Here is a 21,716-nt window from a genome sequence, read left to right as displayed (position 1 = left end):
CCGGAGTATTTCTGGAACAAAGGATTGGTGAGCGATGCGTCTGTTTGTTGGGTTGGGCAATCCGGGGTCGAAGTATGCGCACAATCGGCACAATATTGGATTCATGGCGCTAGATCGGATTGCGGACGATCATGGCTTTGCGCCGTGGCGGGGCAAGTTTCAGGGCAGTGTAAGTGAAGGGCGGCTTGGATCTGAGAAGGTCGTTCTGTTGAAGCCTGAGACGTTTATGAACCTGTCCGGGCAATCTGTCGGTGCGGCGATGCGGTTTTATAAGCTAGAGCCCGGTGATGTGACGGTGTTCCATGATGAGCTGGACCTTGCGCCCGGAAAAGTGCGGATCAAGGTTGGGGGCGGACATGCGGGGCACAATGGGCTGCGGTCGATCCATCAACATATTGGGCCCGAATATGAGCGTGTGCGGATGGGGATTGGCCATCCGGGGCACAAGGACCGTGTGTCGGGCTATGTGTTGTCGGACTTTGCCAAGGCCGAGGCGGATTGGCTGGATGATGTCTTGCGTGGATGCTCAGACGGGGCGGCTGCGTTGGCGGGGGGCGATCCTGCGCGGTTCTCAAATGCGGTGGCTTTGCGTGTGGCACCGCCGCGCCCCTCAACCGGCTCGAAGCCGAAACAGGTCAGTGATGCGCCAACTGGTGTGCAAGCGAAGGCCGAGAGGGATAGCCCAAGCGCCTCTCCTTTGCAGCGGCTGATGGACCGTTTCAAGTGACACCGCTGAACGCCGCATTCGCCGCACAGGCGGCCCATTGCAGCGCATTGGGGTCGCCGTTTATGGCGCGCCTCATGACAATACTCAGCGAGAAATTAGCGCCAGAAACGTCGCCTATGATGGCCAAGCTGTACGCTTGGCCGGGTGATGTGGGGCCTGCGGGAGCGTCCATTCCACTGCGGCTGGCGGGTGGCTTGCATGCGCTTGTTTTGCGCGGGATTGCCCCGGAGTTAGAGGCGGTGTACCCGCCCCATGAAGTGGCCGATAGCACACTTTGGGCCGCTGTTTTTGCGGCACTTCAGGGGCATGATACGTGGTTAACCGACTGGATGAAGTCTGCTCCGCAAACCAACGAAATCCGCCGCGCAGCTGTTGTAAGGGCCGCGGGCCAGTGGGCAGCCGCCCGTTTTGGCCTGCCACTGCATTTGTTGGAATTGGGCGCAAGCGCGGGTTTAAACCTGCACTGGGACGCATACGGGTTAGAGGCGCAGAATGTACGCTTTGGCCCACTAGGGGCCCCTGTTGAGTTAGCCCCCGATTGGCGCGGCGCGCTGCCGCCAAATGCAGAGCCGATTGTTATGGCGCGACGAGGTGTGGACCTTGCACCACCCAACCTACACGCGGCCGACGATCGGTTGCGACTGTTGGCTTACCTGTGGCCGGATCAGCCTGAGCGACTGACCCGCACCCGCGCGGCGATGGCGTTGCCCCCTGCCCACGTGGACGCAGGCGACGCGGCAGATTGGATCGAGGCACAATTGGACCTCCCCGCCCCGGCGGCTACACGGCTGATTTTTCACACGATTGCTTGGCAGTATTTCCCCGCACCTGTTCAACACCGCGCGCGCATCGCGATTGAGGCTGCGGGCGAAAAGGCCACGGCTGCGGATCCGCTTATCTGGTTCGCAATGGAGGCTGATGGCTCAGAGGCGCCGGGGGCCTGCCTCACGCTACGCTGCTGGCCCGGGAATGAGACTTATGCCGCCGGACGGGCATGTTTTCACGGCCGCTGGGTGGACTGGGCGCTGCCGTCGCCTACCTGAGACAAAAAAGGAAATACTATGGTAAATCAAACCGATCCATTTCCCTCGACCAACGTCTTGGGGGAGACATTGCAGGCCTGCTCACTTGACCCTGTGACCGGGTTCTATCGCAACGGGTGCTGCGATACGTCTTTGCTGGACAGAGGCAGTCACACGGTTTGTGCCGTGATGACAGATGCGTTTTTGGCCTATTCGAAATACCTTGGAAATGATCTAAGCACCCCACGCCCAGAGTTCAATTTTCCAGGTCTCAAAGCCGGTGATCAATGGTGCTTGTGCGCCACGCGGTTCATGCAGGCACACGATGAAGGCGTTGCACCGCACGTAAAACTAGCAAGCACGCACCTCGCCGCGACGGAAATCGTGCCTCTCGAGATCCTCGAGCAATATTCAATTATTTGATTTTGGTGGATTGCAACCTTGGGTTGCGTGGGTACAGTCGAACGTATCAACCGGGATAGCCTGGTTTGATATCTGAGGCTTGCGCCTGTTGCAGGGTCCATCACTCGCCTGATGGACCCTGCAATTCGTTTGAAGCCTAGGCGCCGTTGTTCATTTCCATGCCCAAGGCGGCAGCTACCGTAAAGATATCCTTATCACCGCGACCGCACATGTTCATGACCAACAGGTGGTCTTTGGGCAGGGTCGGCGCAATCTTGAGGACGTGTGCCAAGGCATGAGACGGCTCAAGCGCGGGGATAATCCCCTCTTGCGCACAACAGACTTGGAACGCGTCCAGCGCCTCAACATCCGTAATCGACACGTATTGAGCGCGACCAATATCATGCAGCCAAGCGTGCTCTGGTCCGATGCCGGGATAATCCAACCCCGCCGAGATCGAAAACCCTTCGAGGATTTGGCCATCGTCATCTTGCAGAAGGTATGTCCGGTTGCCGTGCAAAACGCCGGGACGTCCACCAGTAAGCGACGCGCAATGCTCCATCTTTTCGTTGACGCCCTTGCCGCCAGCCTCAACCCCGATGATCGCAACATCTTTGTCGTCGAGGAACGGGTAGAACAGGCCCATCGCGTTCGAGCCACCACCGATGGCCGCGATGATCGTGTCGGGCAGACGCCCCTCGGCTTGCATGATCTGTTCACGCGTTTCCTGACCGATAATGGCCTGAAAATCGCGGACCATGGCGGGGTACGGATGCGGCCCCGCGACGGTACCAATACAATAGAACGTGTCGGCCACATTGGTCACCCAATCGCGCAGCGCGTCGTTCATCGCGTCCTTGAGCGTGCCACGGCCAGAGGTCACTGGGATAACTTCCGCTCCCAAAAGCCGCATGCGGAACACGTTTGGTGCCTGACGTTCCACGTCGTGCGCGCCCATGTAAACCACACACTTGAGACCAAATTTCGCGCAAACCGTCGCGGTCGCAACGCCGTGCTGACCCGCGCCAGTTTCGGCAATGATACGTGTCTTGCCCATGCGACGGGCCAGAATGATCTGCCCCAGAACGTTGTTAATCTTGTGCGCGCCGGTGTGGTTCAGCTCATCCCGCTTGAGGTAAATCTTGGCCCCGCCCAGCATCTCGGTCAGCCGCTCTGCATGATAAAGCGGGCTGGGCCGACCCACGTAATGGGTCCACAGGTGGTGCATCTCGGCCCAGAAACTGTCGTCAGTCTTGGCGTGCTCATACTGAGCTTCCAGCTCTAGGATCAGCGGCATCAGCGTCTCGGATACGAAACGCCCCCCAAAGTCGCCAAAGCGACCATTTTCATCAGGTCCGGTGAAGTAGGAATTCACGAAATCTTCGGCCATGGTCGTCTCCCCGTTGCGCGTTGAATTGGGTGTAGGGCAGCGGGCACGAGGGGGCAAGGGACCAGCAGTGAACTGGTCGCAATATTCGGGAGTTTTGTGCCCTAGTTTAGGCCTGTGCGGCCGCTACAAAAGCGGCGATTTGCGCGGCATCTTTGACGCCCGGGGCGCTTTCGACACCGGATGATACATCCAACTGTCGGGTGCCGGTCCGCAAGACGGCTTCGGCGGCGTTGTGGGGCGTCAGCCCCCCTGCCAGCATCCACGGCACGGACCAGTATTTGCGCCCCGCGAGCAGCTGCCAATCAAACGCCAGGCCATTGCCGCCCGGCAGGTCCGCCCCTTTGGGCGGCTTTGCGTCGATCAACAACTGATCGGCCACTTCGGCATAAACGTCGATCGCCGCTAAATCTTCGGGACCACCGACGCCCACAGCTTTCATCACAGGCAGACCATAGCGCGCCTTGACCTCGGCCACGCGCGCAGGGCTTTCGGAGCCGTGTAATTGCAGCATATCCAGCGGCACCTCTGCGGTGATCGCGTCCAACATGGCATCATCCGCGTTCACCACCAAGGCAACCTTAGCCAAGCCCACCGGCGCACCCAGCGCGAGGTCCCGCGCCTGAGCGATTGAAACGTTCCGCGGCGACTTGGGAAAGAAAACGAAGCCACCATACGAGGCGCCTGCGTCTGCTACGGCAGTCACGTCCTCGGGGCGGCACAAGCCGCAGATCTTTACACGAATATCAGTTGGCATGGCCCGGCCTAGCGCGTCCCATCCACAATAGCCAGAACGTCATCCGCCGTCGTGCCATCGGCCTTTTGGACCTTCTTAATCTCGCGCTGAAGCTTCGCAGCTTCCTTCTTGGCGCGGGAGGCTTCTGCGCGGTGCTTATGCTCACGCACCCATTCCCACACGAAGCCCAAAAGCACACCCATCGCGATGCCCGCAAATATCACCGCATAGAGCGGGACTGTGACAGAGTTCGCGAAGGGCCAGAATTGCAACAATTCGCCAGGCAGCAGGTTGAGGGTCACTTCCCCCCGGTTCGCAAGCGCGATCACCAACAGGCAAATCGCGATAACGGCCAACACTGCGTAGCGGATTAGGCGCATATCTTAGTCCTCATGTCCGTTCAAACGATCGCGCAACAGCTTGCCGGTTTTGAAGAATGGCACATGCTTTTCTTCAACCTCGACGGCGTCACCGGTCCGGGGGTTACGCCCCAAACGTGCATCGCGCTTTTTCACAGAGAATGCACCAAAGCCACGAAGCTCAACCCGGTCACCATCGGCCATAGCCTCGATGATTTCTTCGAAGATCGTGTTCACAATCCGCTCCACGTCCCGTTGGTACAGATGGGGGTTTTCATCTGCAATTTTTTGAATGAGCTCAGAGCGTATCATGTGGTGTGTCCTCCCAAAGTCACCCCAGGCGAGGTTCGATCAATAGAACCCGTCCTGCTGCAACACTTTAGACATTATTGACGTGTTAACGGAACGCCCTAATGGAAGTTTAGGGCCGAAAAATTGCCGTTCCGCAGGGGTTTGCCTGCAAATACAACCACTAGGGGAGCAAATCTAGGCATCTCAGTGAACGCTGAGGCGTCAAAAGGGAGAATCACAGCCATGTGAGTCGCCCTCCAGTTCACCGCTCAGCAGGGGCCGCGCGACGACCGCGCGCAGCCCAAGGCACTTGCCTAGGCTGGTGCGCGAACCTGTGCAAAGGACACAAGACGCTTTGCCTTTTCATCCCACAGGTGCAAACGCACGCAAGCTAGGCTTTCGCGGATTGTCATACGGTTGATCTCAGCCAGTTCACCGTGATCTCGGATGACTTCTGGGAGCCTGTAGAACGGGATGCGGCTATAAAGGTGATGTACGTGGTGGATGCCGATGTTCGCACTCAGCCACTGCAAAACCGGGGGCAACATGTATTGCGAGCTGCCATGCAGGGCTGCGTCGTGCAGGTCCCAGCTTTCTTCGACTTCCCAATGTGTCGTTTCAAACTGGTGTTGGACGTAGAACAGCCAAACCCCAGCGGTTGCGGCCAACAGTGTCGACGGCAAGAAGATCAGAACCACCGGAACGAGCCCGCCGAAATACACCAAAAGGGCAACCCAAGCGACGATCGCTAGGTTCGTAAGCATCGCGCTTACCCAGTATTTGACGTGCCCCATTAGGCCTAGCGGCAGCCGGTTTTGGATAAAGAACAAGTATCCAGGCCCAAGGCAGAACAGAACAATGGGGTTCCGGTACAGGCGATACATCATCCGGTTCAACGGCGGCAGCGCATGGTATTCAGCAACTGTCAGAGTCGCGACATCCCCGATACCGCGGCGTGCAAGATTACCTGCCGCACTATGATGAATGGAATGCGACCGGCGCCACACATCATAAGGCGTCAGCGTGAACACCCCGATCACGCGCCCCAGCCAATCGTTTACAGTGCGGTTCGCAAAGAACGAGCCATGCCCACAGTCGTGCTGAATACAGAACAACCGCAGCAGAAACGCGGAATTTACCAACGAAATCATCAGCGTCAGCCAATAGCTGTAGGACATTGCGTACCACGCAAGAACCCACAGCATCAAAAACGGACCCACCGTCACCGCAAGTTCAAAGGAACTGCGCGACATGTTCGGCTCGCGATATTTGGCAAGTGTTTTAACCCAGTCCCGGGCCGGCTTTGTTTCGGTCTGGGGGCGCGACGTCTCAGCGGTATTTAACATGTGCCTGCTTTTTTTAGTGCTTCGGTACGCTGCATATAGCATCGATTTATTATCTAAAAGCGAATTGGCCCAGCCGCGTCAATTCATGATTGTATTCCCATCACGCACCCGCGCCGCAAATCCCTCATTTTTCAAAGAAAAAGGGCCCCGCCGTTGCCAGCGGGACCCCTTTAATTTCTTCAGTCCGGTAAGACTTACTCGTCGCCCTTGAGGGCTGCGCCGAGGATATCGCCGAGCGATGCACCGGAGTCGGAGGAACCATACTGTTCGACGGCCTCTTTCTCTTCTGCGATTTCGCGGGCTTTGATCGACAGACCCAGACGACGGGACTTGTTGTCCACGTTGGTCACGCGCACGTCGAGCTTGTCGCCCACGCCGAAACGCTCAGGGCGCTGCTCGGCACGGTCACGCGACAGATCCGAGCGGCGGATGAAGGACGTCATGCCTTCGTACGCAACTTCGATGCCGCCTTCTTCGATCTTGGTCACTTCGACAGTAATGATCGAACCGCGCTTCACGCCGCCAACAGCTTCCGCAAAGGGGTCGCCATCCGCTGCTTTGATCGAGAGCGAGATGCGCTCTTTCTCAACGTCGACTTCGGACACAACTGCATTGACCATGTCGCCCTTGCGGTAGTCGCCGATGACGTCTTCGCCACGGCCTTCCCACGTGAGGTCGGACAGGTGAACCATGCCGTCGATGTCGCCGGGCAGACCCACGAACAGGCCGAATTCGGTGATGTTCTTGACTTCGCCTTCGACCTGCGTGCCCTCGGGGTGTGTTTCAGCGAACACTTCCCATGGGTTGCGCATTGTCTGCTTGAGACCAAGCGAGACGCGACGCTTCGCGCTGTCGATTTCCAGCACCATGACTTCGACCTCTTGCGAGGTGGAGACGATCTTGCCGGGGTGGACGTTTTTCTTGGTCCAGGACATCTCGGAGACGTGCACGAGGCCTTCGACACCGGGCTCCAGCTCGACGAATGCACCGTAGTCGGTGATGTTCGTGACGCGGCCAGTGTGGTTGGATTCCAGTGGGTACTTGGCTTCCACCAGGTTCCATGGGTCCTCTTGCAACTGCTTCATGCCGAGGCTGATGCGGTGCGTGTCTTTGTTGATCTTGATGACTTGCACCTTGATCGTCTCACCGATGGAGAGCACTTCGCGTGGATCGTTCACGCGGCGCCATGCCATGTCGGTGACGTGCAGCAGGCCGTCAACGCCGCCAAGGTCGACAAATGCGCCGTACTCGGTGATGTTTTTGACGACACCGTCAACCGCTTGACCTTCGGCCAAGTTGCCGATGACTTCTGCGCGCTGCTCGGCACGGGATTCTTCAAGGATTGCACGACGCGAAACAACGATGTTGCCACGGCGACGGTCCATCTTGAGGATTTGGAACGGCTGCTTGAGACCCATCAATGGGCCAGCATCACGCACGGGGCGCACGTCAACCTGGGAGCCGGGCAGGAATGCCACTGCACCGCCGAGGTCAACCGTGAAGCCGCCTTTGACGCGACCGAAGATTGCACCTTCGACACGCTCTTCGGCGCCGTAGGCTTTCTCCAGACGATCCCAAGCTTCTTCGCGGCGCGCCATTTCGCGGGACAGAACTGCCTCACCACGAGCGTTTTCCACGGTGCGCAGGTACACTTCCACTTCGTCGCCAACAGCGACTTCGGGTGCTTCACCGGGGTTTGCGAATTCTTTGAGGTCGACGCGACCTTCCATTTTGTAGCCCACGTCGATGATGGCTTGGCCCGCTTCAACTGCGATAACCTTGCCTTTGACAACAGAACCCTCTTGGGGTGTGTCAATTTCGAAGCTTTCGTTAAGGAGGGCTTCGAATTCCTCCATCATTGCATTAGTGGCCATGTGGCTCTCGGTTCCTATTCATCTGGGTTTACTGGCCGTGCGGTTGTCTCCGCCGGTCTTTGGGGTTGGTCTTGGCACCCTATACTCGTGATGCCGTTAAGATTTGACATCAGGGTGCAACGATAAATGGGCCAGAAAACTCCTGACCCAAAGACCCTCGCCGTATAGCGGCGCTAGGGATCAGGCGCAAGAGGTCCCGCGCCCGCCTTTTTGGATGGCGGATCGCGGCCTATTCGGCCTGCGGTGTTTCGCCCAAAACAAGGGCGGTAAAATGCGCGCCCCGGCGTTCAAAGCTATCATATTGGTCAAAGCTGGCCGCTGCCGGTGCAAGGAGCACGACCTCCCCCGGTTGGGCCTCGGCGCTGGCACGGACCACTGCCGTTTCCATGTCACCACAGATATCTTGCGGCACATCCCCCAGCTGCAACCCAAACGCCGCAGCCTCGCGCCCAATGACATAGGCTTTGACGACATGACCCAGATGCGGCCTGAGAACATCAAGCCCGCCTTCCTTTTGCAGCCCACCACAAATCCAACGCACCTTTGGAAAAGCCGCAAGCGCTTGGGCAGCGGCATCGGCGTTGGTGGCCTTGCTGTCGTTAACAAAGGTCAAACCGTCCCGCTGCGCGATCACCTGTGAACGGTGCGGTAGGCCGGGATAGTTGTGCAGCCCCTTTTCAATGTCGCGTGGCCCAAGCCCCAATGCACGCGCAGCCGCGTAGGCCGCACAAGCATTCTGGTGGTTATGCGCCCCGGGCAAGCCCGCGATTTTGCGCAGATCAATCGAGGCGACTTGCCGACCTTTGCGCATCTCGCTCAGGAACCCTTTGCGGGCCGTAACCGTCCACCCCGGACCGCCCAGCTTTTGGGTATTTGAGATGCGGATCACCCGATCATCAGCGGCACCTTCGGCCAGTTGCCCCGCCAAAAACAGGCCTTCTAGATCGTCCACGCCAATAACGGCCCGGTCCGGTCCACCTTCGGCAAACAAACGACGCTTGGCCGCGAAATACCCGCCCATACCGTAATGCCGATCAAGGTGATCGGGCGACAGGTTGGTAAAGACTGCAACGTCCGGCGTCAAAGAGCGCGCAAGCTCGGTTTGATAGCTCGACAGCTCCAGCACAATGACCGCACCGTCCTCAGGCGGGTCCAGATCCAGAACGCCACGCCCGATGTTTCCTGCCAGTTCCGCCGGGCGACCAGCCTCCGTCAGGATGTGATGGAGCAGCGCAGATGTGGTGGATTTACCGTTCGAGCCCGTGATTGCGACGACCCGGGGGGGCTGCTCCATCTCGCTCCAAGTGCCCTGCCCGAGGGAGCGGAAAAACAAGCCGATATCATTGTCCACTGGCACCCCTGCGCGCAGGGCATTGGCGATCGCGGGGTGCGGCGCAGGGTACAGGTGAGGAATGCCCGGTGACGTAACCAACCAAGTCACAGCATCCAAAGCGCCCTGCTTGGACAGATCGCGCAGGACAAAGCCCTCAGCCTCTGCGGCGGCGCGCCCGGCTTCGCCGTCGTCCCACGCGATGACCTCAGCCCCCCCAGCCCGCAGCGCGCGCGCCGCAGAAAGGCCCGACCGGCCAAGGCCAAGAACTGCAACCGTTTCGCCCACAAAACCAGTGACCGGGATCATACGCGCGCACCTTTGGCTGTATTGAAAATCATATCAGGGGACCCTCTAGATCTAGGCGCAGATTGGCCCGGGAAAGGCGTTGGATCAAGTCAGCCGCAAACGCCAATCCTAGCGGATTTTGAGCGTCGCCAAACCGATCAGCGCGAGGATCAGCGAGATGATCCAAAACCGGATCACAACCTGCGGCTCGGCCCAGCCCTTTTTCTCAAAATGGTGGTGGATCGGAGCCATCAGGAAAACGCGTTTACCGGTGCGCTTGAAGTAGAGCACTTGGATGATGACCGACAAGGCCTCAATCACGAACAGACCACCAATGACCGCCCAGACCAGCTCATGCTTGGTGATAACGGCGATGGTTCCCAGCGCGCCACCAAGGGCCAGAGAGCCTGTGTCGCCCATGAACACGGCAGCAGGCGGGGCGTTGTACCACAAAAACCCAAGGCCCCCGCCAATCAACCCGGCGGCGAAAATCAACAACTCGCCCGTGCCCGGCACGTAATGCACATCAAGGTATGAGGTGAAATCGACCCGACCGACCGCATAGGCAATCACGCCCAGCGTGCCCGCCGCAATCATCACCGGCATAATGGCAAGCCCGTCCAGACCGTCCGTCAGGTTCACCGCATTTGCGGAACCGACGATCACAATCATCACAAACGGCACAAAAAACCAGCCAAGGTTCAATAGCACGTCTTTGAACACGGGCACGGCCAGGTATCCCGACAGCGTTTCGGGGTGCAGCAGCATCGCGCTGACGGCTGCAACAGCGGCGATGGTAAACCCAAGAGCCAGCCTGATTTTGCCAGAAACGCCCTTGGTGTTGCCCGCTGAGACCTTGGCGTAATCATCCACAAAGCCAATCGCGCCAAACGCCATGGTCACCAACAGCGTGATCCAAACATAGGCATTGTCCAACCGTGCCCACATCAGCGTCGACAGGCACACCGCGCCCAAGATCAGAACGCCGCCCATGGTCGGAGTGCCCGCCTTGGCAAAGTGGCTTTCGGGGCCATCGTCGCGGATGGGTTGGCCATTGGATTGGCGACGGCGCAGCAGGTTGATCAGCGGACGCCCGAACAGGAACCCAAAAATGAGCGCCGTAAAGAACGCGCCCCCGGCCCGGAAGGTAATATAGCGAAACAGGTTGAAGACGTCTCCGCCGTCGGAAAACTCAGTCAACCAGAATAACATCGCATCTACCTCTTTGAATTAGCCCCTTCGGAGTGACCCAATTCCGCGATGGCGTCAACAAGAAGGGCCATATTCATGGACAAAGAGCCCTTTACCAACACGATATCGTGGGGGCCAACGAGATGATGGGCCTGTCCGGCAAGCGTGGCCGCATCTGGTGTATGTTGCCCCTGTTGATCGCCCGGCAGCTCCGCATGAAGCGCGCCCATCAACGGACCGACGCAATGAACGGTGTCGATTGCGTCCATCGCAGGGTGGCGAGCCAAGTCGGCGTGCATCGCGACTTCGGTTGGGCCAAGCTCTTTCATATCCCCAAGGATTGCGATGAGCCGCCCGCCCGGCCCCGGCGTGCTCGCCGCCAAAAGCGCAAGCCCCGCACCGACCGAAGACGGATTGGCGTTATAGGCGTCATCAATCAGGTCGATGCCCAGCTCTGGATGTGCCGGATCAAGCGAGACAAATATCCGCGCGCCGCGCCCCGCTGGCGGTGTCCACGAGCCAAGCGCGAGGGTGCATTGCGCCAAGTCCGCCCCCGCAGCGTGGCAAGCCGCCAGAACGCTCAGCGCATTTGTACCAAAGTGTACGCCTTGCGCCGCCAACTTGAAAAATATTTTGCCTTCAGCTGCTTGCGCGACGCAATTAATGCCAGCCGCACCCGCCGTCAGAGCAGTCAGACGCCAATCGCACCCATCGCTTTCGCCAAAGGACACGGCCTCAGCGCCTGCAATCTGCGCCAAAATCGGGCTGACATCCAAGTCCGCATTATAGATCGCGACGCCGCTCTCAATCAGGCCACTAAAGATCGCGGCCTTTTCACGAGCGATCCCCGGCACGCCGTCTTCAAATGCCTCTAGGTGCACAGGGCCAACCGTCGTCACGACGGCCACGTGCGGGCGGGCCAACGCCGACAAAGGCGCGATTTCGCCGGGGTGGTTCATCCCGATCTCGATCACGGCGTAGGCGGCGTCGCGCGGCATCCGCGCCAATGTCAGCGGCACGCCCCAATGGTTGTTATAGCTTTTCTCCGCCGCGTGAACCTTGGCCTGCGGGCGCAGCGCATGGGCCATCATGTCCTTGGTAGAGGTTTTGCCAACCGAACCCGTAATCGCAATGACCTTGGCCGATGTGCGCGCCCGCGCAGCACGTGCCAAATCCTCGAGCGCGGATTGCACATCCGCCACCACCAAAAGGGGAGCGTCATCCGCCACACCCTCTGGAACACGCGACACCAATGCCGCCCCCGCCCCTTTGCCAAGTGCATCGGCCACGAAATCATGCCCGTCGCGCGCGGCCTTGAGCGCGATGAACAAATCCCCCGGCTCAAGCGTGCGGGTATCGATCGACAGGCCGGAAACGGCCCAATCGCCGCGCGCCTCGCCCCCAGTTGCGGCCGCTGCCTCTTGGGCGGTCCAAAGTGTCATGCCAGCCCCCCATCAAGCGCGGCCACCGCCACACTTGCCTGTTCCACATCATCAAACGGCAAAACGTCGTCGCCAACGATTTGTCCGGTTTCGTGCCCCTTGCCCGCGATCAACAGCGCGTCGCCGGGGCCAAGCGCATCTACGCCGCGCAGGATCGCCTCAGCCCGGTCCGCAACCTCAGTCGCCTCGGGCGCGCCTTCCATTACGGCGGCACGGATCACCCCAGGATCTTCGGAGCGTGGGTTGTCATCGGTCACAAAGACCACATCCGCATGAGCAGCGGCCGCAGCCCCCATCAAGGGCCGCTTGCCGGTATCGCGGTCCCCGCCCGCGCCCACAATCGCAATGATGCGCCCCATCACGTGGGGCCGCAGTGCGCGAAGCGCGGTTTCAACGGCGTCCGGCGTATGAGCGTAATCGACAAACACCGCCGCCCCGTTTTCACGCACCGCCGCCTTTTGCATCCGGCCGCGTACAGTGCCCAGCTTTGGCAAGGCTGCGAACACCTCAGCGGCGGGTTCACCACCCGCAATCACCAAAGCCGCGGCCATCAGCGCATTCGCCGCTTGGAACCCGCCAATCAGATTGAGCCGCACTTGATGCGACGCCCCCTGCCAGTCAAACAGCACCTCTTGGCCCGTCGCATCGAACCGTTGTGCCCGCAGGCGCAGCCGCGCATCAGGCCCATGCCCGACGCCAAGCACCTCTTGGCCGCGCGCCTCAACCTGCGCGACAAGTGTCGCGACCTTTGGGTCATCAAGGTTCAAAACGGCCACGGCATTTTCGGGCAGCACCCGCATGAAAAGACCCGATTTGGCCGCGAAGTACGCGTCAAACGTGCCGTGGTAATCCAGATGATCTTGGGTGAAATTCGTAAATCCCGCCGCCGCCAGATGCACCGCATCCATGCGCCGCTGGTCCAGACCGTGGCTTGATGCCTCCATCGCGGCGTGGGTCACGCCTGCGCGAGCCATCTCGGACAACACCCGGTGCAAGGTGATCGGTTCGGGCGTGGTGTGCACGCCGGGGGCGGAAAACGCGCCCTCAACACCGGTGGTGCCGATGTTGGCCGCTGACAGGCCCAAGGCCTCCCACAATTGGCGGGTAAAGCTGGCGACCGACGTTTTGCCATTGGTGCCGGTGATCGCGACCATCGTCTCGGGCTGGCCACCGAAAAACAGGGCCGCTGCCCCTGCAAGAACACCACGCGGGTCCTCAGCGATTACCACCGCAGGGTCATGTTCCGCGATCTCGGCGGCGGCGATCTGCGCCCCCTTTGCGTCCGTCAAAACGGCCACTGCCCCCATACGCAATGCATATTGGATGAACGTCGCACCATGCACTCGACTGCCCGGCAATGCCGCGAACAGATGCCCCGGCTTAACCGTCCTGCTGTCTACCGAAATCCCGGTGATCACGGGGGCCGCGCCACCGCGTGCCTGCATCCCTAAATCCGAGAGCCTCTTGCCCTTGTCGTGTGCCACAAGCCGCCCCTTGTCGTGCGTTCAGTTCGCCGCCACTGGTAGCGCGAATGCCCCGGAGGGTTCAATATCCGGCCGCAGCCCCAACAAGGGTGCGACGCGCGAAATAATCGCCGCAGCTACAGGCACGGCCGTCCAGCCAGCGGTGCGGCGTGGCTCAGGCCCGGTGCGATCCTCTGGCTCGTCCAGTGTGACGACCAGCACATATTTCGGGTCCAGCGCAGGAAAGACCGATGCAAAGTTTGTGATCACCTTGTCTTCGTAATAGCCTCCGCGCGGATTGGGTTTGTCCGCCGTCCCGGTTTTGCCGCCCACCGTATAAAGAGGCATACGCGCCATCGAGGCCGTCCCCTTTTCGCTGACAACAACGTCGCGCAGCATTTCGCGGGTCGCGGCGGACACTTCCTCCGAGATCAGGCGCTCTCCGTTTTGGGGGCCGTCTTGGCGCAGAAGCGTCGGCTTGATCAACGTGCCACCGTTCAGGGTGCTGGCATAGGCCGCCGCAAGGTGCAAAGGCGACGCGGATAGGCCGTGGCCATAGCTGATCGTCATCGTGTTCACCGTGCGCCACGGATTGGGCAACAGCGGCCGACCTGTCGCGGATTCGATCAGTTCAAAATCAGTCGGTTCAAAAAAGCCGAGGCGACGCAGGAAATCTTGTTGCCGTTCCGGGCCGATCTCCATCGCGATCCGAGCGGTGCCGATGTTTGAAGATTTCACGATGATATCCGACACCGACAGCTCATTGCCGTAGTTGCGATAATCGCGAATGCGGAACCCGCCAACCCGGATGGGACCCTTGATGTCGATGATCGTCTCGGGCGCGACCATGCCCAGTTCCATCGCCTGCGCCACGGGGAAAATCTTGAAGGTCGAGCCAAGCTCATAGACCCCCTGCACCGCGCGATTAAACGTCGGATCAAGGGATGGATCCGTGCCCTGCACCGGACCGGGCCGCGCGTTGGGATCATAGTCAGGCAGGCTCGCGATTGAGATCACTTCGCCAGTGTGAATATCCATCAAAATGGCCGACGCGCCCTTGGCGTTAAGCAAGCGCATACCACCATCGAGGACTTCTTCGACGGTGTGTTGGATCGTCAGATCGAGGGATAATTCGAGGGGCTTGCCCTCATTGATTGGGTCCCGCAGGTAGGCGTCAAACGACTTTTCGATACCCGCACGGCCCACAACTTCGGCGGCACGCACACCTTCGCGCCCGTAACCTGCGCCGCCCAAAACATGCGCAGCCAAGCGCCCGTTGGGATACAACCGCATCTCACGGGGGCCGAACAGCAGGCCCGGCTCACCCAGATCATGGACCGCTTGCTGTTGCTCGGGCGAGATATTGCGTTTGATCCACAGAAATTTGCGGTTGCCGGTGAAGCGCTTTTGCAGGTCCTCGACATCAAGGTCGGGGAAAATCCGGCCAAGTCCCTCGGCGGCGGCTACCGGGTCGATCATGTGATGTGGCTGCGCATAAAGCGCATTGGTGATCAGATTGGTGGCCAGCACGCGGCCGCTGCGGTCCACGATATCGGCGCGGGCGGCGGTGATCGACGCGCCAGAATTATCGGCAATGCGCGGCTCTTCGGCCTCGGTCGAGGCGATGGCCCCCATCCGAACTGCGACCACCAGAAAGCCGATGAAAAACGCCATGCCCACCACGAACAAACGCGTTTCGGCGCGGGCGCGCAGGGTGTCGCGCATGCTTTCGTGCCGGGAACGGATGTTTTCACGCTCAATCGCATCGGGGTTTTGGCCCCGGTCCCGGGCGCGCAAAATCCGCGCAAGAGGCCGCAAAGGCGTACGCCGCTCAAACGGTTCAGCCTCGGGCGTTTGCCCATGGGTGTCCCCGATTTCGCGGCGGTCGTCGGTCATGGAAACTGCTCTGGCTGGGTCACGGGCTTTTCTGGCGCGATCAAGCGGTGATCGGCACCGTGCACCTGCTCAAGACCCGCACGCGGCGCACTTGGGCCCGACGAATTTGCCATCAACGTTTCGACCGGTGGGGCGACGGGCGGATAGGCCACCTGCGCGATGGTCCCGAATTGATCGGCGGACAGCGGCATCAGTTCTAACCGCTCAAAGTTCATTTCGGCCAATTCACGAAGCCGGTCGGGGCGGTTGAGATAGGCCCATTCGGCGCGCAAAACGGCCAACCGCTCATGCGCCTTGCCGATATCACGTTGAAGCTGCTGAACCTCGCGGGCGGTCTGCCGGGTTTCATAGCCTTGGTGGTAGGCCCAATAGGCCAGCCCAACCACGCCTAGGATCGACAGAATGTAGAACAGCCCGCGCATCCCCTAGAGCCCCTGTGTTTCGGTGATTTTCGGCAGCGCCATCTTGGAGACATCCAGCGGCCCAGGCATTTTTTCGGTACGCTTTGCGACCCGCAAGCGGGCGGAGCGAGCCCGCGGGTTGCGCGCGACTTCATCTTCACGCGGAGCGATGGCCTTGCGTGGGGTCAGGATGAACTCAGCCTCACGTGCTGCGGTCTCGGGGGCGTAGCGGCTACCGCCACCGCCTGTGTCAGAGCGTGCGGTAAAGAAGCGTTTGACCACGCGATCCTCAAGCGAGTGAAACGTCACCACAGCCAATTGACCGCCCGGCTTCAACACACGCTCAGCGGCGGCGAGGCCACGGATAAGTTCGCCGAACTCATCATTCACCGCGATGCGCAGCGCTTGGAAACTGCGGGTCGCGGGATGGCTTTGCCCAGGTTTGCTGCGTGGCAGACATTTTTCAATTGTTTCCGCAAGTTGCGCGGTGGTCTTAAACGGGCGATCCCGCACCAAGGCGCGTGCAATGCGGCGCGCCGCGCGCTCTTCGCCATAGTGGTGCAGAATGTCGGCCAGATGGGCCTCATCGCTTTGATCGATCAGCTCAGCCGCAGTGATCCCGTCCCGCCCCATGCGCATATCCAACGGGCCGCTGCGCATAAACGAAAAGCCACGCTCCGCCATGTCCAACTGCATGGACGAAACCCCAAGGTCCAGTACGACGCCGTCAACAGGCGCGCTGACCTCATCCATCTTGGAAAACACTGTTTCAACCATCTTGAGACGGTCGCCATAGTCCGCAGCCCATGGCTTGGCCATTTCAAACACCATCGGGTCACGGTCCAGCCCGATGACCTGATCAGCACCCGCCTCAAGCAAGCGGCGCGTATAGCCGCCCGCACCGAACGTGCCATCGATCCAAACGCCCGACACGGGTGCAGTCGCCTCGATCAGGGCATCGATGAGGACGGGGATATGGGGGTCGGCAGTGGCCATGAATTACTCAGATGCGGGAGGAAGAGGAGGAAGCAACGACGCAGGATCAAATGTATCAGGCTGCGCCAAAAGCCAAGCGTCCAAATCGTTTTGGGCGGGGGCGTCGGCCTCAGGGCGCATGATCTCAAACGTGTCACCGGCTGCGTTGAATGCGGCACTGTCGGTAATCTCAACCCGGTCGCGCAGCTCTTTGGGCAGGGTCAGACGGCCGCTGTCATCCACGGTCGTGTGGTACGTCATCTTATAGTATAGCGTGTTGAGCCTGCGACGATCCTCAGACCCACGGGGCAAAAGGTCGATCTGCTTCCAGATCTCCAGCATTGCGGCGGCAGAATACGCTGTCAGGTGTTTGGCGCGGGGATCACCCCAAAAAAGGTATACGCTGGGCTGCTTGCCCTCGGACCATTCGGGGTCAAGCGCCTCTAGCACACGACGATAGGGCGCAGGCACGGAAACCCGCCCCTTTGCGTCCACCTTATTGGTGGATGTCCCTGTGAACCGCCGGATCACTGTCCTCGCGTGCCCCTCAATCAAATGTTTCGGCCCGCCGGGCCTTGAATGAAAACGGCGGATCGAGCTGCTGCCACTGCCCGATCCGCCGTCACTGTCCCGTCTCCGGGTCTGACCTATGCGCTGCCACCTGGGGGGATGTCTGCTCGCTGCGCGCGGGTCTCCATTTCAGAGCGTATGGGGATTGCCTGTATGAACCTGCCTTTTGGTCTTTGGTCCTGCGATCTGCGCCGCGTTCTTGACCCTGCTCTGCACGTATGGTGTGCCATGGAAGACTATGCCTAATCAAGGTTTTTTATGCCAATTCTTGCCACAAAGACACACCCACACCTAACGTATCGCCCATATAGTCCCGCCGATCAGCGAAACACCGATATGTTGTGTCCAGATGGACTCGGACGTCAGAGGTTTTTTCATCGGATTTCTACGTGCGCCCGTGGCGCGCCTGCACCGCCGCCCAAAAATGGCAAAAGCGGCAAGGTTTCCCCCGCCGCTTTTGCTGTTTGATTCGGATGTTGAGGGGCGTCAGGCCATCCCGCCATCAATCAGCCGCTTGGCCAGCGCGCCAAAGGCGTCAGCCACTGGCCCCTCGCCTGCCGCGATTGGCGTGCCACCATCGCCCGCGATGCGCGTGTCCAGATCCAACGGCAGAGCACCAAGGTAAGGCAGGCCCAAACGCTCCGCCTCAGAGGCGACGCCGCCCTGCCCGAACGGATGGCTTTCGCCACCGCAGTGCGGGCAGGTGAAGGTCGACATATTCTCAATCAAGCCCAGCACCGGCGTTTTGAGCGTCGCGAACATATCCAGCGCCTTGCGCGCATCGAGAAGTGCCACGTCCTGCGGAGTTGAAACAACAACAGCCCCTGTCAGTTCGGTCTTGGTGCAAAGCGTCAGCTGAACGTCGCCCGTGCCGGGCGGCAGATCGACCAACAGAACGTCCAATTCGCCCCATTCGACCTGCCCAAGCATTTGTTGCAACGCGCCCATCAACATGGGCCCCCGCCAGACCACGGCCTTGTCCTCGGCCAGCATCAAGCCGATCGACATCATGGTCACCCCGTGCGCCTTGAGCGGGATGATGGTTTTGCCGTCCGGAGACGCGGGGCGTTTATTGACGCCCATCATGCGCGGCTGTGAGGGGCCGTAAATGTCAGCATCCAAAAGCCCAACCTTGCGCCCCTGCCGCGCCAGCGCCACCGCGAGGTTCGACGAAACCGTGGATTTGCCCACCCCGCCCTTGCCCGAACCAATGGCCAAAATGCGCGCCACCCCTTTGACCCTTTGGCCGTCCTCTTGGGGTTTGGCATGCCCCCCGATCTTAAGGCTGGACGGTGATTTTGCCTTGGCGCCCATGCCACCGGGCGCAGGGGCCGTCAGGCTAACCTGCACCGTGCCCGCGCCGGGCAAGCGTGCCACGGTGGCTTCTGCGGCTTTGCGCAGCGGCTCCATCATCTTGGCGACCTCGGCCGTGGGGGCCTCGATCACAAAGCGCACGTCGCCCCCCGCGATCCCCAGCGCGCGGATCATATCGCGGCTGATCAAGGTGCCACCGTCCGGAAGCGTAATGTCCTCAAGGGCGCGGTGGATGTCTTCTTTGGTGAGTGGCATTGCAGGCTCCGGTAACTGGCGTGCGCCTTAGGTGGGCGCGTGAAACGAAAAGACAAGAAAGTCGGCGGATTTAGCGCACGGGTTCATTGGGGGTTTAGCCGCTCCGCAGGCTAAGCACAGCCATCAAAAACGCGCCAATCAGCCCCGCCCAGATCAGCGTCGCGGACAGGCCGATCAGGTCCGAGATCACCCCCAGCCCCAGCGCACCCACCGCCACAGCACCAAAGCCGACGACGACCCAAAGGCTCATGACGCGGCCGCGAAAATCATCGGGCACATTAGACTGCACCACGGATTGCAAAGTCACACCGCAGTAAGTTGAGGCAAAACCAAGGATCATCACAACGCCCACCGCCACATCCCAGCGCGGCACGAGGCCAATTGCACTCATTGCGCCAACACCCGCGACCAGCATGACCTTTAGGGTCGGTGTGATCCGGTCCGCCACCACACCCCAGCCCGCCGTCTTGGCCGCCGCCGCGAGCAAAGCCCCGGCACCCGCAGACGCCGTCAGCACGCCAAGGCCCGTCGGCCCACGGCCATGCACACCCTCCGCCAAGACGGGTAGAATTTCGAGAAAACCGCGCAGGATCGTCGCAAAGGCAGCCGTCAGCATAATGGCCTGCAACACCAGCGGCGCGCGCCACACGTAGGCAATACCATCGCCAAGGGCGCGCAGAATGCTGGGCTGTTCACTACGGGTTGGCAGGGGCCGCGCCGTCAGGCCCGGCAAGACAACGATCATCGGCAGGTACAACACCGCCGCCGCCAACAGGGTCCAGCCGGGATCAGCAACCGCCAGCAACACCCCTGCCCAGACCGGGGCAATCAGACGTGCGGTGTTAAAGTTAACCGAACTCAAGGCAACGACACTGGCCACCAGATCATACGGCACAAGGCGCGGCGCCAGCGACATGCGCACCGGGTGATGCGCCGAACTGATCACCCCGATCAGCAAAGCCACCACCGCCAGCGACACCAACCCAAAGCCCCACATCGCCTGCCACAGCACCGCAACAAACAACACAACCGCCATCGTCAGTGTGGTCCACCGCGCCGCGCGCAGGATATCCGCGCGGTCCACTAGCACGCCGAACACCGGCCCCGAGATCAACGTCGGCGCCATCGACAACGCGGCCACTGCACCGACATACGCGGGTGAGGCACTGACCTCCCACGCGAGCCACCCCAACGCCACCCGCTGCGCCCAAAGCGCTTGGACCGAGGCGGCCGACGCCGCGTAGTAGCGGCGGAACATGGGTGAGCGCAAAGCCTGCAAACGTGTGTTCTCCCTAAGTCAACTCAACCGAAAATTGATCGCTCTGCAACCCATGCAATTGCTGCATAGCGGCATTCGAAAAACGTGCGTTGTGCGCCTGCAGCAATTCGGGGCATTGTCACTCCAAGGCACGGGTGCACAACTCAGGTACGAGGATCATCACGATGGTCCCTTTCAGAGAAACGCGCCCAAAGCTCTCCGGGTTTGGCGGATTTATAGCCCGCCTTTCGGAAATCGTGGCAGAGGCGCGTGTCGATTACGCACGCTGGCGTCTCTATCGCGGCAAGGTGAAAGAACTGCAAGCCCTCGGTGCGGACGACCGCAACCTGACGGGCACCAGACGCAGGGACATTCGCCGCCTCACTCAGGTGGCCGGGAACGGTCATCAGGTCTGAGGCAAACGCAGAGATACCGGGGTTCTCCTCCCATTGCCCCGGGATAGCAGCAAAGCGAGGTTCTCCTCCCTTTACCACGCGGCGCTGTACACATTTGGCCCGATTTCCTCCCATTTGGGGCCAATCGGATGGTACTCTCCCTCCTCCCTGAGGGTCCCGTCCAAACCTAAAGTGGCGACCCCTCCTCCCTGGGGTCGCCATTTTTTGATTCAGAGGCAGCGTGTTGGAGTGATCAGGGCATCCAACGGCTGATCCGTCGGCTCCAGCGGAACATGGGATACCTGTTGAGCATCATAGGCAAAACCAACCACCCGCAGCTTGGCGTTAACCGCGCGCAATTTTTCCAGCGTTCGGTCATAGAATCCGCCGCCATAGCCAAGGCGCCCCCGGCTCAGATCAAAGGCCACAAGCGGAACGATCACGATGTCTGGGGTCACGACCTCAGCGGATTTGGGGACCGATGCACCGAACGCGCCGGGGATCATTTCGGCCTCCGGGAACCAGCGGTGAAACACCAGCGGCAGGCCCGCCCCCTGCACCACAGGCACGCACAGCGTGTTATCTTGCGACAGTGCGGACATGGCGTTGAGCGGCGAGATTTCGGTCCGGATGGGCATGTAACCCGCGATGACCGCGCCCTTGACGGGACCGATCCATTCCAACAACCGCGTGACGGCCGCCGCGTCATAGCCCTTGCCATGATCCTCAGCGCGTTTGGCCATGGTGGCTGCGCGCAATTCAGCCTTTGCGGGCTGTTGTGATGTCATGGTCTG

General features: G+C 60.4%; 21 protein-coding genes. 4 read left to right on the top strand and 17 right to left on the bottom strand.

Annotated elements, in window-relative coordinates:
• Positions 1 to 34 precede the first annotated feature (34 nt).
• From pth to THS5294_RS08065, 3 genes are read left to right on the top strand one after another with little or no spacing between them, the layout of a single operon-like run.
• Entirely contained in the window at positions 35 to 727 is a 693-nt protein-coding gene (gene pth, locus THS5294_RS08075) for an aminoacyl-tRNA hydrolase (protein WP_058123356.1), read from the top strand.
• The gene (locus THS5294_RS08070; protein WP_058123355.1) at positions 724 to 1,770 is read left to right on the top strand and encodes a DUF2332 domain-containing protein; all 1,047 of its coding nucleotides are present in this window, start codon (positions 724 to 726) and stop codon (positions 1,768 to 1,770) included. Before pth ends, THS5294_RS08070 begins: the two co-directional genes overlap by 4 nt.
• 18 nt (positions 1,771 to 1,788) lie before the next feature.
• On the top strand, positions 1,789 to 2,172 hold the full coding sequence (locus tag THS5294_RS08065) for a DUF2237 family protein (protein ID WP_058123354.1): 384 nt from the start codon (positions 1,789 to 1,791) through the stop codon (positions 2,170 to 2,172).
• A 136-nt stretch (positions 2,173 to 2,308) separates the two neighbouring features.
• Here THS5294_RS08065 and trpB read toward each other — a convergent pair whose 3' ends face one another.
• From trpB to THS5294_RS07985, 16 genes are all read right to left on the bottom strand, one after another.
• Positions 2,309 to 3,541 (bottom strand): tryptophan synthase subunit beta, encoded by a 1,233-nt coding sequence (gene trpB, locus THS5294_RS08060; RefSeq protein ID WP_038006468.1) that lies wholly within the window; start codon positions 3,539 to 3,541, stop codon positions 2,309 to 2,311.
• Between the two features lie 106 nt (positions 3,542 to 3,647).
• On the bottom strand, positions 3,648 to 4,295 hold the full coding sequence (locus tag THS5294_RS08055; protein ID WP_058123353.1) for a phosphoribosylanthranilate isomerase: 648 nt from the start codon (positions 4,293 to 4,295) through the stop codon (positions 3,648 to 3,650).
• 8 nt (positions 4,296 to 4,303) lie between these two features.
• A complete protein-coding gene (locus tag THS5294_RS08050; protein ID WP_058123352.1) occupies positions 4,304 to 4,654 on the bottom strand; it encodes a LapA family protein in 351 nt (116 codons plus the stop codon).
• A 3-nt stretch (positions 4,655 to 4,657) separates the two neighbouring features.
• Entirely contained in the window at positions 4,658 to 4,945 is a 288-nt protein-coding gene (ihfB, locus tag THS5294_RS08045) for an integration host factor subunit beta (protein ID WP_058123351.1), read from the bottom strand.
• Between the two features lie 293 nt (positions 4,946 to 5,238).
• Positions 5,239 to 6,270 (bottom strand): fatty acid desaturase, encoded by a 1,032-nt coding sequence (locus THS5294_RS08040; RefSeq protein WP_058123350.1) that lies wholly within the window; start codon positions 6,268 to 6,270, stop codon positions 5,239 to 5,241.
• 194 nt (positions 6,271 to 6,464) lie between these two features.
• Positions 6,465 to 8,144 carry a 30S ribosomal protein S1 gene (gene rpsA, locus THS5294_RS08035; protein ID WP_038006458.1) on the bottom strand — a complete coding sequence of 560 codons (1,680 nt, stop codon included), beginning with the start codon at positions 8,142 to 8,144 and terminating at the stop codon, positions 6,465 to 6,467.
• 229 nt (positions 8,145 to 8,373) lie between these two features.
• On the bottom strand, positions 8,374 to 9,783 hold the full coding sequence (gene murD / locus THS5294_RS08030; RefSeq protein WP_058123349.1) for a UDP-N-acetylmuramoyl-L-alanine--D-glutamate ligase: 1,410 nt from the start codon (positions 9,781 to 9,783) through the stop codon (positions 8,374 to 8,376).
• 108 nt (positions 9,784 to 9,891) lie between these two features.
• Positions 9,892 to 10,974 carry a phospho-N-acetylmuramoyl-pentapeptide-transferase gene (mraY, locus tag THS5294_RS08025; RefSeq protein ID WP_038006454.1) on the bottom strand — a complete coding sequence of 361 codons (1,083 nt, stop codon included), beginning with the start codon at positions 10,972 to 10,974 and terminating at the stop codon, positions 9,892 to 9,894.
• 5 nt (positions 10,975 to 10,979) lie between these two features.
• On the bottom strand, positions 10,980 to 12,395 hold the full coding sequence (locus tag THS5294_RS08020; RefSeq protein ID WP_058123348.1) for a UDP-N-acetylmuramoyl-tripeptide--D-alanyl-D-alanine ligase: 1,416 nt from the start codon (positions 12,393 to 12,395) through the stop codon (positions 10,980 to 10,982).
• Positions 12,392 to 13,840 (bottom strand): UDP-N-acetylmuramoyl-L-alanyl-D-glutamate--2,6-diaminopimelate ligase, encoded by a 1,449-nt coding sequence (locus THS5294_RS08015; RefSeq protein WP_058123347.1) that lies wholly within the window; start codon positions 13,838 to 13,840, stop codon positions 12,392 to 12,394. The genes THS5294_RS08020 and THS5294_RS08015 overlap by 4 nt, the downstream gene beginning before the upstream one ends.
• Positions 13,841 to 13,900: 60 nt before the next feature.
• Positions 13,901 to 15,754, bottom strand: a complete 1,854-nt coding sequence (locus tag THS5294_RS08010) for a peptidoglycan D,D-transpeptidase FtsI family protein (RefSeq protein ID WP_082644975.1) — start codon at positions 15,752 to 15,754, stop codon at positions 13,901 to 13,903.
• Entirely contained in the window at positions 15,751 to 16,176 is a 426-nt protein-coding gene (gene ftsL, locus THS5294_RS08005) for a cell division protein FtsL (protein WP_072936665.1), read from the bottom strand. The genes THS5294_RS08010 and ftsL overlap by 4 nt, the downstream gene beginning before the upstream one ends.
• A 3-nt stretch (positions 16,177 to 16,179) precedes the next feature.
• A complete protein-coding gene (rsmH, locus tag THS5294_RS08000; protein ID WP_038006448.1) occupies positions 16,180 to 17,151 on the bottom strand; it encodes a 16S rRNA (cytosine(1402)-N(4))-methyltransferase RsmH in 972 nt (323 codons plus the stop codon).
• A 3-nt stretch (positions 17,152 to 17,154) separates the two neighbouring features.
• Positions 17,155 to 17,601 carry a division/cell wall cluster transcriptional repressor MraZ gene (locus THS5294_RS07995; protein ID WP_139278629.1) on the bottom strand — a complete coding sequence of 149 codons (447 nt, stop codon included), beginning with the start codon at positions 17,599 to 17,601 and terminating at the stop codon, positions 17,155 to 17,157.
• 585 nt (positions 17,602 to 18,186) lie between these two features.
• A complete protein-coding gene (locus THS5294_RS07990) occupies positions 18,187 to 19,269 on the bottom strand; it encodes an Mrp/NBP35 family ATP-binding protein (RefSeq protein WP_058123346.1) in 1,083 nt (360 codons plus the stop codon).
• 94 nt (positions 19,270 to 19,363) lie between these two features.
• The gene (locus THS5294_RS07985) at positions 19,364 to 20,548 is read right to left on the bottom strand and encodes an MFS transporter (RefSeq protein WP_072936664.1); all 1,185 of its coding nucleotides are present in this window, start codon (positions 20,546 to 20,548) and stop codon (positions 19,364 to 19,366) included.
• 164 nt (positions 20,549 to 20,712) lie between these two features.
• Here THS5294_RS07985 and THS5294_RS07980 point away from each other — a divergent pair, with 164 nt between their 5' ends.
• A complete protein-coding gene (locus THS5294_RS07980) occupies positions 20,713 to 20,943 on the top strand; it encodes a hypothetical protein (protein ID WP_058123344.1) in 231 nt (76 codons plus the stop codon).
• Between the two features lie 209 nt (positions 20,944 to 21,152).
• Here THS5294_RS07980 and THS5294_RS07975 read toward each other — a convergent pair whose 3' ends face one another.
• Complete coding sequence (locus THS5294_RS07975) at positions 21,153 to 21,710, bottom strand: 5-formyltetrahydrofolate cyclo-ligase (protein ID WP_058123343.1); 558 nt, start codon at positions 21,708 to 21,710, stop codon at positions 21,153 to 21,155.
• Positions 21,711 to 21,716: the final 6 nt, after the last annotated feature.

It is taken from the genome of Thalassobacter stenotrophicus (assembly GCF_001458315.1).
GTDB classification, from domain to species: domain Bacteria; phylum Pseudomonadota; class Alphaproteobacteria; order Rhodobacterales; family Rhodobacteraceae; genus Thalassobacter; species Thalassobacter stenotrophicus.
This window is presented reverse-complemented; position numbering and strand designations above follow the sequence as displayed.